This window comes from Citrobacter braakii, from assembly GCF_009648935.1.
Classification (GTDB): domain Bacteria; phylum Pseudomonadota; class Gammaproteobacteria; order Enterobacterales; family Enterobacteriaceae; genus Citrobacter; species Citrobacter braakii.
The window spans coordinates 137,261-151,125 of the sequence record NZ_CP045771.1; the positions used below are offsets into that span (position 1 = coordinate 137,261).

General features: G+C 51.9%; 12 protein-coding genes. 6 read left to right on the plus strand and 6 right to left on the minus strand.

The features are described 5' to 3' along the window. Positions 1 to 463: 463 nt before the first annotated feature. The 4 genes from cra to leuO all read right to left on the minus strand — a co-directional run bounded on the left by cra (position 464) and on the right by leuO (position 5,128). A complete protein-coding gene (gene cra / locus GFC06_RS00595) occupies positions 464 to 1,468 on the minus strand; it encodes a catabolite repressor/activator (protein WP_016151689.1) in 1,005 nt (334 codons plus the stop codon). Between the two features lie 175 nt (positions 1,469 to 1,643). Further along, positions 1,644 to 2,135 (minus strand): acetolactate synthase small subunit, encoded by a 492-nt coding sequence (gene ilvN / locus GFC06_RS00600; RefSeq protein ID WP_003829566.1) that lies wholly within the window; start codon positions 2,133 to 2,135, stop codon positions 1,644 to 1,646. Positions 2,136 to 2,137: 2 nt separating this feature from the next. Continuing rightward, the gene (gene ilvI / locus GFC06_RS00605) at positions 2,138 to 3,862 is read right to left on the minus strand and encodes an acetolactate synthase 3 large subunit (RefSeq protein WP_016151688.1); all 1,725 of its coding nucleotides are present in this window, start codon (positions 3,860 to 3,862) and stop codon (positions 2,138 to 2,140) included. 318 nt (positions 3,863 to 4,180) lie between these two features. Beyond that, positions 4,181 to 5,128, minus strand: coding sequence for a transcriptional regulator LeuO (leuO, locus tag GFC06_RS00610; RefSeq protein ID WP_016151687.1), 948 nt, complete (start codon positions 5,126 to 5,128; stop codon positions 4,181 to 4,183). Between the two features lie 654 nt (positions 5,129 to 5,782). Here leuO and leuL point away from each other — a divergent pair. From leuL to leuD, 5 genes are all read left to right on the plus strand, one after another. Next, positions 5,783 to 5,869: a leu operon leader peptide gene (gene leuL, locus GFC06_RS23510; protein WP_049269161.1), complete on the plus strand. Its 87-nt coding sequence runs from the start codon at positions 5,783 to 5,785 to the stop codon at positions 5,867 to 5,869. A 90-nt stretch (positions 5,870 to 5,959) separates the two neighbouring features. Continuing rightward, on the plus strand, positions 5,960 to 7,531 hold the full coding sequence (gene leuA / locus GFC06_RS00620) for a 2-isopropylmalate synthase (protein ID WP_016151686.1): 1,572 nt from the start codon (positions 5,960 to 5,962) through the stop codon (positions 7,529 to 7,531). Beyond that, positions 7,531 to 8,622, plus strand: coding sequence for a 3-isopropylmalate dehydrogenase (leuB, locus tag GFC06_RS00625; RefSeq protein WP_016155686.1), 1,092 nt, complete (start codon positions 7,531 to 7,533; stop codon positions 8,620 to 8,622). Before leuA ends, leuB begins: the two co-directional genes overlap by 1 nt. 2 nt (positions 8,623 to 8,624) lie before the next feature. Continuing rightward, on the plus strand, positions 8,625 to 10,025 hold the full coding sequence (leuC, locus tag GFC06_RS00630) for a 3-isopropylmalate dehydratase large subunit (protein WP_153689724.1): 1,401 nt from the start codon (positions 8,625 to 8,627) through the stop codon (positions 10,023 to 10,025). A gap of 10 nt (positions 10,026 to 10,035) precedes the next feature. Next, on the plus strand, positions 10,036 to 10,641 hold the full coding sequence (leuD, locus tag GFC06_RS00635) for a 3-isopropylmalate dehydratase small subunit (protein WP_065554750.1): 606 nt from the start codon (positions 10,036 to 10,038) through the stop codon (positions 10,639 to 10,641). 49 nt (positions 10,642 to 10,690) lie between these two features. Here leuD and GFC06_RS00640 read toward each other — a convergent pair whose 3' ends face one another. Continuing rightward, complete coding sequence (locus GFC06_RS00640; RefSeq protein ID WP_103768409.1) at positions 10,691 to 11,869, minus strand: sugar efflux transporter; 1,179 nt, start codon at positions 11,867 to 11,869, stop codon at positions 10,691 to 10,693. 115 nt (positions 11,870 to 11,984) lie between these two features. After that, positions 11,985 to 12,107, minus strand: a complete 123-nt coding sequence (sgrT, locus tag GFC06_RS00645) for a glucose uptake inhibitor SgrT (RefSeq protein WP_047498374.1) — start codon at positions 12,105 to 12,107, stop codon at positions 11,985 to 11,987. Positions 12,108 to 12,206: 99 nt separating this feature from the next. On the opposite strand from sgrT, the gene sgrR reads away from it, so the two are divergent. Next, positions 12,207 to 13,862: an HTH-type transcriptional regulator SgrR gene (sgrR, locus tag GFC06_RS00650; RefSeq protein ID WP_153689725.1), complete on the plus strand. Its 1,656-nt coding sequence runs from the start codon at positions 12,207 to 12,209 to the stop codon at positions 13,860 to 13,862. Positions 13,863 to 13,865: the final 3 nt, after the last annotated feature.

Consider the following 13,865-nt stretch of genomic DNA (forward strand, 5'->3'; position numbering starts at 1 on the left):
GTACAGCAAACGAAGCAAATTAACGTCATGAATATTTGTAAGAAAAAAATCCAACAACTCATGATTGTTTAAAACAACTGAATATCATCAAAAGAAAAATATAAAGTGTCAGTTTGCGACGCGAGCGGCATTTTAGGACAATATGCAGCGAGATAACAGTACCAGTTAATCAGTCTGTACGCCGCACAGGAGCGAGATAAGGGCGAGATTGCCGCAACACACCAGTAAAGTGTTTGTTAATTCGGCAAATCCCTACATGCTTGTAACAAAATAATACAACCGTAACGCATCGTTACGTCTCAATAACCCAAAAATGGATAGTTGCAGTTTTAATTCGGCATAATAGAAGAATCAATTTCAGATAATTCTAAAGAATATTCTTAATTATAATGCGGTTATTTCCGAGAACGGGATAATTGATGATGTCAGAGGCTTATCCGCCGACATCATCAATTGAGGCAACTTAGTTACGGCTTAGAATACCGCGACGGTACAGATTACGCCGTATACGCGTTAAACCTGGTTTGGGTTTACGCGGCTCATCCAGGCTTGCCAACACAATCTCCAGCACGCGTTCCGCGACATCTCGATGGCGCTGCGCCACCGCCAGAACCGGGCACTGCAGGAAGTCGAGTAGCTCGTGGTCGCCAAAAGTCGCAATCGCTAAATCAGACGGTAACTGCCCGTCGCGGCGCAGGGTCACATCCATCACCCCCTGCAACAGGGCAAACGACGTGGTAAACAGCGCCTGAGGCATTGGATGCGTTTCCAGCCATTTATCAAATAACTGCGCGGCCGCCTCCCGCTCATAGCTGTTGGCATAGAGAAAATGCACTTCACGCGGATCGTCCTTCCACGCGGTACGGAAACCCTGTTCGCGCAGGAAACTGACGGACAATTCAGGAAGCGCCCCCAGATAGAGCACGGTTTCAGCAGGGAATTTACGTAACTCCTCCGCCAGCATCTGCGCATCATCCTGGTCTGCGCCCACCACGCTGGTGAAATGTTCACGATCCAGCGCGCGATCCAGCGCCACAATCGGGAATGAACTGTTCGCCCAGCGCTGATAAAACGGATGTTCAGGCGGCAAGGAAGTCGAAACGATAATGGCATCAACCTGACGTTGTAAAAGATGCTCAATACAGCGCATTTCGTTATCCGGCTGATCTTCAGAGCAGGCAATCAGTAGTTGATACCCGCGCTGACGCGCCTGGCGCTCCAGATAGTTTGCGATCCGGGTATAGCTCGTGTTCTCGAGATCCGGGATCACCAGCCCGATAGAACGTGTGCGTCCAGCACGCAGCCCGGCCGCCACGGCATTCGGGTGGTAATTATGCTCACGCACCACCGCCATGACTTTTTCAACCGTTTTGTCGCTTACGCGGTATTGCTTTGCTTTGCCGTTAATAACGTAGCTTGCAGTCGTTCGCGAAACGCCGGCCAACCGAGCGATTTCATCCAGTTTCACAATTGCCCCTTGCGTAAAATGTACAAACCATAACCTTTAAGATGGCATGGGTTAAACTTCTTAACATCTAAGCGCAGAATAATGACTGCGGCAACCGCTTTTGTCTCTGGTTACTGCTGATTTCGCAAAAAAAAGCAACCGATAGCCAAGGCATCTCGCGTAGGTCAGGTAAGCGTTAGCGCATAATTTTATCGCCGCGGGAAAGCCCCACCACGCCGGAACGGGCTACTTCCACGATTTTGGCGACTTCCCGTAGCGTTGCCAGAAACGCATCCAGCTTATCGCTGGTGCCCGCCAGCTGTACGGTGTAGATCGACGGCGTAACATCGATGATTTGCCCACGGAATATCTCCGTGTTGCGTTTCACCTCTTCCCGGCCATAGCCGCTGGCCTGGATTTTCACCAGCATGATTTCTCGTTCAACGTGGGCGCCCTGCCCCAGTTCGCTGACGCGCAAAACATCCACCAGTTTGTGTAGCTGCTTTTCGATCTGCTCCAGGACTTTCTCATCCCCTACCGTTTGAATCGTCATTCGCGATAAGGTCGGGTCGTCAGTCGGCGCGACGGTCAGGCTTTCAATGTTGTATCCGCGCTGGGCGAAGAGGCCAATCACACGTGACAATGCACCCGACTCGTTTTCCAGCAATACTGATAATATCCGGCGCATAATCAGGTCCTCTCCGTTTTACTTAACCACATTTCGTCCATCCCGCCCCCACGAATCTGCATCGGATAGACATGCTCACTGCCGTCGACGGTGACATCAACAAACACCAGGCGATGGTTACGCACATGTTCCAGCGCTTCGCCCAGCTTGCTCTCCAGTTCGCCTGGATGATTAATCTGGATACCGATATGCCCATAAGCTTCAGCAAGGCGCACAAAATCGGGTAGCGACTGCATGTAAGACTGGGAGTGACGCCCGGAGTAAATCATGTCCTGCCACTGTTTGACCATGCCGAGATAGCGGTTGTTAAGGTTGAGCACCAGTACCGGTAGCTCATATTGCAGCGCCGTCGACAGTTCCTGGATGTTCATCTGAATGCTGCCATCCCCGGTAACGCACACCACTGTTTCATCCGGCAGCGCCATTTTCACCCCTAACGCCGCGGGTAAACCGAATCCCATGGTGCCGAGGCCGCCTGAGTTAATCCAGCGGCGTGGTTTATCGAACGGATAGTAAAGTGCGGCAAACATTTGATGCTGACCAACGTCAGAGGTCACGTATGCATCCCCTTTCGTCAGACGCCAGATGGTTTCAATCACCGCCTGCGGTTTAATACTTTCACTTTGCGTGTCGTATTTCAGGCACTGACGAGCGCGCCAGTGTTCGATCTGTTGCCACCAGTCACGGTTATCATCCAGCGGCTGCTGCGATTTCTCCTGCGGCAGCAGTTCAAGCATCTGATCCAGCACCAGGCGAGCATCGCCCACAATCGGAATATCCGCAGTGACGGTTTTTGAAATTGAGGTCGGATCGATGTCGATATGCAGCACGGTCGCATTCGGGCAATATTTTGCCAGGTTATTGGTCGTTCGATCGTCAAAACGAACGCCGACGGCAAAGATCACATCAGAATGATGCATGGTCATATTCGCTTCGTAAGTACCATGCATGCCCAACATTCCCAGCGCCTGGCGATGCGTGGCCGGAAACGCGCCTAACCCCATTAGCGAGGAGACAACCGGCAGATTGAGTGCTTCGGCAATTTGCCCCAGTTGTTCGTGACAGGCGGCATTCACCGCGCCACCACCAACATAGACAACCGGTTTCTTCGCCGCGACCAGCGTCTGCAAAGCACGTTTTATCTGTCCTTTGTGCCCGGTCGTTGTCGGGTTATACGAACGCATACTCACCGACTCCGGCCAGCTATAAGGCAGTTTTTTCGCCGGATTCAGAATATCTTTCGGCAAATCCACCACCACCGGCCCCGGACGACCGCTTGCCGCCAGCCAGAAGGCTTTTTTCAGCACCTGCGGGATATCTTCCGTTTGTTTAACCAGAAAACTGTGTTTTACCACCGGGCGGGATATACCCACCATGTCGCACTCCTGGAAGGCATCGTAGCCAATCAGGGAGGTGGCGACCTGGCCGGAGAGGATCACCAACGGAATGGAATCCATATATGCCGTTGCAATCCCGGTGATCGCATTGGTTGCTCCTGGTCCGGAAGTGACCAAAACGACGCCCACTTCTCCTGTGGCACGCGCCAGGCCATCAGCCATATGTACTGCGGCTTGCTCATGACGGACTAACACATGATCAATACCGCCGACCGTATGCAATGCATCATAAATATCGAGGACGGCCCCCCCGGGATAACCGAATACCTGCTTCACACCCTGATCGATAAGCGATCGGACGACCATCTCGGCTCCAGACAACATCTCCATGGCTTGCCTCACTCTTATAATGAATTACGGTTTAACAACACATTAACCGCTGACGATGACGCATGGCAATTGACTCCGAAGAGGTGGCACTGGAGTAAATAAGAATAAAACGGAGGTAAGAATTGAATAAATGGAGAATTAAACCAGCATAAGCAATTGATATGATAAATAATCGCTTAAAAAGGGGGACTTACAGCAATTAGTCTATTTTTTTACACTTTCGGACATACGTAAAAAGTTGAGTTCAGCACAAAATTTTAGATATAAAGATAAAAGCAGAATAAACCAGATGTATTCCCCGATTTATTCTGCCAGCGGCTACTTCTTACAGACGGAGACCAACAGTTCTTCCATCCATTGATGTCCTTTATCGCGCCCCGCAGCCTCATGCCAGGAAAGATAACATGTGCGGCTATTCAATTTTAAAGGTAAAGGCAATATCTGCAGTTCTAAAGAATCGGCGAACTCTTCCGCCAACCAACGCGGCGCAATAGAGACCAGGTGCGTTTGCGACACAATATTAAGCACGCTGATTAATGCCATTCCCTGATAAGCCACGCAGGATTGTTTATCCGGTGTGTCATACCACGGCTGGCTGAATGAGGCGAAGCGATCAAGCGAAACCACGGCATGCTGTTCATGATAGAGATTGCTTTCCAGCAATGGGCCACTAATGCGCGGATGTTTTTTACTTGCCACTAACACCATTTCGTCATTGAATAACGGAACACTGGTAAATTCCGGACGACGGAATTCTTCATAGCTAATAACAAACTCAGTTTCCTGATAACGTAATTGGTGCTCGGTATTTAGATTTAGTGAGGATTTAAAAACGACATTGATGTTCGGTGCGACTTGCTCAACCCGATTATAAATCAACGAAGTAAGAATATTATCCAATGGACTGCATACGCAAAGATTGAATACACGCTCGCTGCTGGTAGGTTCAAAGCCGGAACCAGGCAGTTCATTCTGCACTAATTGTAAAGCCTGACGAACGGAGCCAAACAGCTGGAAGGCTCTTGCTGTCGGCTGGATTCCACGGCCATAACGAACAAAAAGCTCATCGTTAAACATGACTTTCAGGCGTGCGACCGCATTACTGACAGCGGGTTGCGACATCCCCAGCGTATGTGCAGCACGCGTAATATTTTGTTCCTGCATCACCGCATCAAAAACAGTTAATAAATTAAGATCAACCATGCGAAGCTGTGGCTTCCCCATCTCTATGAGATTAGATTTATCTATTATTTTTACTTCTGGCATATTTAACTCCACTGTCACTCTAAACTCCCTTTTCCCAGACGGAGTGCAGAAATAATCTCCGTTAATATGATTTACCATGCATATAAAATAAGAAAAAGGAAAAACATTAAAATTAGGAAAACATAAAGGCACAAATCTAAATGTACAAAAAAACACTACAAACGTAGTGTGGCAGATGTCACTGCGCGATGATTCATATGTTTAAATTTCGAAAACAATATAACCATAAGCGTGGCGAATACACAATCATGCGCACAGTGAATACGTTTTTAAGTTTTAATTAAACATTTCTATTATTAACACATTAAAAGTTAACATTAATTTATCAATTATAGGGTGGCACATTGATTCAATCCATTCAGAATAGCTATAAATTCTGATAAATCATAAAGATATGGAATCCCAAACGAGGCGTTATCTTCAGTTCTTCGTGACCATAAATGCAAATAAATATGCTTAAATATGTCAAACCGTGAAAAACATGTTCAACGATCAGATGATTAATTTAATATACCCTGAGAAATTCAGCACAATTCGCTTAAGTTTATCATAAACTCCCCCCCTTAACGGGAGCATTTGCAGGGAATGGGGTTGACATCAGTCTTCATATCCAGTACCACTAAAAGCATATCGCATTCGCCTGGAGCTTGATTGATGACTTACATTGCTCGTTTTATCGGTCTACTACTACTAAACGCATTCTCATTGCGCGGTAGACTGGTGGACGACATTCAGCATTAAGTCAGCTCCAGTTAAGACAAAAAACCCGCGCCGTTGCGCGGGTTTTTTTATGCTCGAAGCAAGGCGCCCTAAAGACCAAGGACCTAAACCATGAGCCAGCAAGTCATTATTTTCGATACCACCTTACGTGACGGTGAACAGGCGTTACAGGCGAGCCTGAGTGTGAAAGAAAAACTGCAGATTGCGCTGGCCCTCGAGCGTATGGGCGTTGACGTGATGGAGGTCGGTTTTCCGGTCTCTTCACCGGGTGACTTTGAGTCCGTACAAACCATCGCTCGTCAGGTGAAGAACAGCCGCGTTTGCGCCTTAGCCCGCTGCGTAGAAAAAGATATCGACGTTGCCGCAGAATCTCTGAAGGTCGCTGAGGCCTTCCGCATTCATACGTTCATCGCCACCTCGCCGATGCATATCGCGACGAAACTGCGCAGCACGTTGGATGAAGTGATCGAGCGAGCAGTCTACATGGTGAAGCGTGCGCGTAATTATACGGATGACGTGGAGTTCTCATGCGAGGATGCTGGCCGTACCCCTATTGCCGATCTGGCCCGCGTGGTCGAAGCCGCGATTAATGCGGGTGCCAAAACCATCAATATCCCCGATACCGTTGGCTACACCATGCCTTTCGAATTCGGAGCAATCATTTCTGGTCTGTATGAACGCGTACCGAATATCGATAAAGCCATCATATCCGTGCACACCCATGATGATTTAGGTCTGGGCGTTGGCAACGCGTTGGCGGCCGTCCACGCCGGTGCTCGCCAGGTGGAAGGCGCGATGAACGGTATCGGCGAACGCGCCGGTAACTGCTCACTGGAAGAAGTGATCATGGCGATCAAAGTGCGCAAAGATATCCTGAACGTACAGACCCGCATTAATCACCAGGAAATCTGGCGTACCAGTCAGTTAGTCAGCCAAATCTGCAACATGCCCATTCCGGCCAATAAAGCCATTGTCGGTAGCGGCGCCTTTGCCCACTCCTCTGGCATCCATCAGGACGGCGTACTGAAAAATCGTGAAAACTACGAAATCATGACGCCTGAATCCATCGGTCTGAACCAGGTGCAGTTGAACCTGACTTCCCGTTCCGGACGCGCCGCGGTGAAACACCGTATGGACGAGATGGGATATAAAGAGAACGAATACAACCTGGACAACCTGTACGACGCATTCCTGAAGCTGGCGGATAAAAAGGGTCAGGTATTTGATTACGACCTGGAAGCGCTGGCCTTTATTAATAAACAGCAGGAAGAGCCGGAGCATTTCCGTCTGGATTACTTCAGCGTGCAGTCCGGCTCAAATGACATCGCCACCGCCTCCGTCAAGCTGGCCTGCGGTGAAGAAGTCAAAGCCGAAGCGGCGAACGGTAACGGTCCGGTCGATGCCATTTATCAGGCCATCAACCGTGTGACCGAGTACAACATCGAACTGGTGAAATACAGCCTGACCGCCAAAGGGCACGGTAAAGATGCGCTGGGCCAGGTGGATATCGTTGCTAATTATAACGGTCGCCGCTTCCACGGCGTCGGTCTGGCAACAGATATCGTCGAATCGTCCGCGAAAGCGATGGTTCATGTGCTGAACAACATTTGGCGCGCCGAAGAAGTCGAAAAAGAATTGCAACGCAAAGCTCAGAACAACGAGAACAACAAGGAAACCGTGTGATGTCGAAGAATTATCATATTGCTGTTTTGCCGGGCGACGGTATTGGCCCGGAAGTGATGGCGCAAGCCCTGAAGGTGCTGGACGCAATCCGCAACCGTTTTAACATGCGCATTACCACCAGCCACTACGACGTGGGGGGGGCCGCTATCGATAACCATGGTCAGCCGCTGCCGCCAGCGACGGTTGAAGGCTGTGAGCAAGCTGACGCCATTCTGTTTGGCTCCGTTGGCGGTCCGAAATGGGAAAATCTGCCACCCAATCAGCAGCCTGAACGCGGCGCGCTGCTGCCGTTGCGTAAACACTTCAAATTATTCAGCAACCTGCGCCCGGCTAAGCTGTACCAGGGGCTGGAAGCATTTTGCCCTCTGCGCGCAGATATTGCCGCGAACGGTTTCGACATCCTGTGCGTGCGCGAACTGACCGGCGGTATCTACTTCGGTCAGCCAAAAGGCCGCGAAGGCAGCGGACAACATGAAAAAGCCTTTGATACCGAGGTTTATCACCGTTTCGAGATCGAGCGTATCGCACGTATCGCGTTTGAATCTGCTCGCCAGCGTCGCCGCAAAGTCACGTCGATTGATAAAGCCAACGTACTGCAAACGTCTATTCTGTGGCGCCAAATCGTCAATGAAATTGCTAATGAATATCCGGACGTTGAGCTGGCGCATATGTACATCGACAACGCGACGATGCAGTTGATCAAAGATCCATCCCAGTTCGACGTGCTGCTGTGCTCCAACTTGTTTGGCGACATTCTGTCTGACGAATGCGCCATGATCACCGGATCAATGGGGATGTTACCGTCCGCCAGCCTGAATGAGCAGGGCTTTGGTCTGTACGAGCCCGCTGGCGGCTCCGCTCCGGATATCGCCGGGAAAAACATTGCTAACCCTATCGCCCAAATCCTTTCGCTGGCGCTGCTGCTGCGCTACAGCCTGGACGCCAATGATGCGGCAACCGCAATTGAGAGCGCCATCAACCGCGCATTAGAAGAAGGCATTCGCACCGGTGACTTAGCCCGTGGCGCTGCCGCAGTCGGTACCGATGAAATGGGTGACATTATTGCCCGTTACGTCGCAGAAGGGGTGTAATCATGGCCAAAACGTTATACGAAAAATTGTTCGATGCGCACGTCGTCTACGAAGCGCAAAACGAAACCCCGCTGTTGTATATCGACAGACATCTGGTGCATGAAGTGACCTCTCCGCAGGCGTTTGATGGCCTGCGTGCGCATGGCCGTCAGGTGCGCCAGCCGGGTAAAACCTTTGCCACCATGGACCATAACGTCTCCACGCAAACCAAAGACATTAACGCTTCCGGCGAAATGGCGCGCATTCAGATGCAGGAATTGATCAAAAACTGCAATGAGTTTGGCGTCGAACTGTACGACCTGAACCACCCGTATCAGGGGATCGTTCACGTGATGGGGCCTGAGCAAGGCGTAACGTTGCCGGGTATGACCATCGTTTGCGGCGACTCCCACACCGCCACACACGGCGCGTTTGGCGCGCTGGCCTTTGGTATTGGCACCTCTGAAGTTGAACACGTTCTGGCGACGCAGACCCTGAAACAGGGGCGTGCCAAAACCATGAAGATTGAAGTTAACGGCACGGCAGCACCTGGCATTACCGCCAAAGATATCGTGCTGGCGATTATCGGTAAAACCGGTAGTGCAGGCGGTACCGGACACGTCGTTGAATTTTGTGGCGAAGCCATCCGTACGCTGAGCATGGAAGGCCGTATGACCCTGTGCAACATGGCCATTGAAATGGGCGCCAAAGCGGGTCTGGTCGCACCGGATGAAACTACCTTTAACTATGTGCAGGGGCGTTTACACGCACCGAAGGGTGAGGATTTTACCAACGCGGTTGCGTACTGGAAAACGCTGAAAACCGACGACAACGCGACGTTTGATACCGTCGTTACCCTGCAGGCAGAAGAAATAGCACCGCAGGTCACTTGGGGTACGAACCCGGGTCAGGTCATCTCGGTGAACGATAATATTCCCGACCCGGCGTCATTTTCCGATCCCGTTGAGCGCGCATCGGCTGAAAAAGCGCTGGCATATATGGGGCTGAAACCGGGCATTCCGTTAACAGAAGTGGCCATCGATAAAGTGTTTATCGGTTCCTGTACCAACTCGCGTATTGAAGATTTACGCGCTGCGGCCCAAATCGCCAAAGGGCGCAAAGTTGCGCCAGGCGTACAGGCGCTGGTTGTGCCGGGTTCTGGTCCGGTGAAAGCGCAGGCTGAAGCGGAAGGTCTGGACAAGATCTTCATCGAAGCCGGGTTTGAATGGCGTTTACCGGGCTGTTCCATGTGTCTGGCCATGAACAATGACCGCCTGAACCCAGGCGAGCGCTGTGCATCCACCAGCAACCGTAACTTTGAAGGCCGCCAGGGCCGCGGTGGTCGCACGCATTTAGTCAGCCCGGCCATGGCCGCCGCTGCCGCCGTTACCGGTCATTTTGCCGACATTCGCAGCATCAAATAAGGAAACTACCATGGCAGAGAAATTTACCCAACATACCGGCCTGGTTGTCCCACTGGATGCCGCCAACGTGGATACCGACGCGATTATTCCCAAACAGTTTTTGCAGAAGGTTACGCGCACCGGTTTTGGCGCTCATCTGTTTAACGACTGGCGTTTTCTGGATGAAAAAGGGCAACAGCCTAACCCAGAGTTCGTACTGAACTTCCCGGAATATAAAGGCGCGTCAATTCTGCTGGCGCGGGAAAACTTTGGCTGCGGCTCTTCCCGTGAACATGCGCCATGGGCGCTGACCGATTACGGCTTTAAAGTAGTGATCGCGCCAAGCTTCGCTGACATCTTCTACGGCAACAGCTTCAATAACCAACTGCTGCCGGTGACCCTGAGCGACGCGCAGGTAGATGAAATGTTCGCCCTGGTGAAAGCCAATCCGGGCATTACATTTGAAGTGGATCTGGAAGCGCAGGTGGTGAAAGCGGGCGATAAGTCCTACAGCTTTAAAATCGACGACTTCCGCCGCCACTGCATGCTGAACGGTCTGGACAGCATCGGGCTGACGCTGCAGCATGAAGCGGCCATCACCGAGTACGAAGACAAGCAGCCAGCGTTTATGCGCTAGTCCTTGTGGTGCCGGATAAGGCGTAAGCTGCCATCCGGCACTACAAAAATCAAACGTCCTTTACCCGCCCGGTCATCACCAGCGTGACCACAGAAATCGCCGCAATCACCCAATAGACGGCAAAGTGACCGTAGCTTTGCGCAACAGCCCCCTGAATCACTCCCGCGAGAATGACCCCCGTTGAAATACTGTTGGTAAATAATGTGGTCGCTGACCCCGCACGCCCGGGCATAAGATCCTGAAACCACAGCATTCCTATCCCGGCGATGATACCGATAAATACTGCATTAAACAGTTGCAGTACCAGCAGCGCCGTCCGGCTGTGAAAGAAGATCAAACCAAGATAAAACAGTACGCCCGCCGCGACAGCCGCGATCATCATTCGCCGTTTACCAAAGCGCTTCACATAGTAGCCCGCCAGGATCATCGCCGGAATTTCCAGCCCAGCCGCCGTCCCCATCAGGATCCCGGCCAGCTTGTCCGGTAACCCCAGCTCAAGGCTTATCCACAGCGGCATATCGATGATGTACATGGTATTGCAGGTCCACATCAGCGTGGAGGCAATAAACAACATGCGCACATTTTTGTCCTGCCAACCGCCGGTCTGTTCCAGCGGTACGTCAACAGGTTGCTCCACCCGCGCGACAGACGGCAGTATCAGCGCAATCAGCACCAGGCTAATGGCGAAAATCCCTGCGGCAATGGAAAACATCGCCGTAAAGCCGTAATTCAGCGCCAGCATGAAGGCCAGCGGCGGTCCAATTACCCAGGCCAGCGAAAGCTGCGCACGCATCACCGAGCTAAACATCACCACTTCACGTGCGGAGTTATCAGCGTATTCCCGCGCCAACGCAAACAGCTGCGGCATGGCGGTATTCGCCAGCGAGGCCAGCAGCACACCGCAGGTGATAAGCGTAAGATAGTGGCGATTAAACGCAAACAGCAGCGCATTTCCGATTGCCATCAGGCAGCAGAACATGATCAGCTTGCGCCTGTCGCCCTGGCTGTCGGATCGTTTCGCGAGGCCAAGGCTGACAACGATCCCGACAATCGCATTGACGGTATAAAACAGCCCGACCCAAAACGGCTGCGCCCCGACTTCACGGCTCAGGAACAAGCTCAGCGTGGGTGCCTGCAACGCCCCTGCTACGCCCATCATAAAAGCAACCAGCATAAATGCCGCGTAAACGCCGTTGAGGCGCCGTCCCATGGTCATAATCCAGAGCATTACAGTTCCTTTTAGCGCAGCAGAAACAAAAAAAGCCAGCAGTGATTATCTGCTGGCGCGGCGATTAACACCAATACTCAGTCACACATGATGTCTGCAATTCCCAATTCAGGAGTCAGGTTGTCACCTCCCACTGCATCAGTTCTTCGAGCATCTTTAAGCGCTGCGGTGCGCTCAGGCAAGCCAACCAGGACGATGTTTCTGTCGCGGTAAAGTATTTCAACCAGAACTGACGCATAGATGACCCCTTCGTTGTCTCATCGCTTCATCGGAATCTATTATTGGCTTAATATAGGGATAATAAAATTGCTGAGTTTTTCGCAGGAGTTCCCCTTTTATGTCTTCTGGTCGTCTGCAACAACAGTTCATCCGTCTGTGGCAATGCTGTGACGGCAAAACGCAAGACACGACGCTGAACGAGCTAGCGGAGCTGCTGAGTTGTTCGCGCCGCCATATGCGTACCCTGCTCAATACCATGCAAGAACGCGGCTGGTTAACGTGGGAAGCCGAAGTGGGGCGAGGTAAACGCTCGCGCCTGACTTTCCTCTATACCGGGCTGGCACTCCAGCAGCAGCGGGCAGAAGACCTGCTGGAACAGGATCGCATCGATCAACTGGTGCAGCTGGTCGGTGACAAAACGGCCGTACGACAGATGCTGGTTTCTCACCTGGGGCGCAGTTTTCGCCAGGGGCGGCACATCATGCGCGTTCTCTATTATCGTCCCATGCACAACCTGCTTCCCGGTACGGCGCTACGCCGTTCAGAAACTCATATCGCCCGGCAAATCTTCAGCGCCTTAATTCGGGTAAATGAGGAAAATGGGGAACTGGAAGCGGACATCGCCCATCACTGGCAGCAGATTTCACCTTTACACTGGCGATTCTTCCTGCGTCCGGGGATTCATTTTCATCATGGCCGCGAACTGGAAATGGAAGATGTCATCACCTCGCTGATGCGCATTAACGCCCTGCCGCTGTACTCGCACATCACGCAGATCGTTTCTCCCACGGCCTGGACGCTGGATATCCATCTCGCCCAACCCGACCGCTGGCTTCCCTGGCTATTGGGGCAAGTCCCCGCCATGATCCTGCCGCGAGAATGGGAGACGCTCAGCAACTTCTCCAGCCACCCGATTGGCACTGGTCCCTATGCGGTGATGCGCAATACCAATAACCAACTGAAAATTCATGCATTTGATGATTACTTTGGCTACCGGGCGCTGATCGACGAAGTTAACGTTTGGGTGTTACCCGATATCGGCGAAGAGCCTGGCGGTGGGTTGACGCTAAAAGGCCCCACGGAGGATGAAAAGGCGATCGAAAGCCGCCTCGAGGAAGGTTGCTACTACCTGCTGTTTGATGCGCGCACCCACCGTGGCGCTAATCAGGAGGTTCGCGATTGGGTTAGCCGCGTTCTTTCGCCAAACCATCTCATCTGCCACGCCGACGAACAGTTCCAGCGACTGTGGTTTCCCGCCTACGGTTTGCTCCCCCGCTGGCACCATGCCAAACCCGGCCATGGTGAAAAACCCACCGGACTGGAAACGCTGACGATCACCTACTATCGCGATCACATCGAACATCGGATTATCGCGCAGATCATGAAGAAGTTGCTGGCAGAGCATCAGGTACAGTTAAATATTCAGGAGATCGACTACGATCAATGGCATGCGGGTGAAATCGTCAGTGATATCTGGCTCAACAGCGCCAACTTTACCCTACCGCTGGATTTCTCGTTGTTCGCCCATTTGTGCGAAGTCCCGTTGCTGCAAAACTGTATCTCGCGGGACTGGGAAAACGATGCAGCTCGCTGGCGAACGGGCGAAATGAGCCTGGCGGCATGGTGCCAACAGCTGCTCGCCACAAAGGCCATTGTGCCGCTGATCCACCACTGGCTCATCATTCAAGGACAGCGCAGTATGCGCGGATTACGCATGAACACCCTCGGCTGGTTTGATTTTAAATCGGCGTGGTTTGCACCACCGGATCCTTAGATC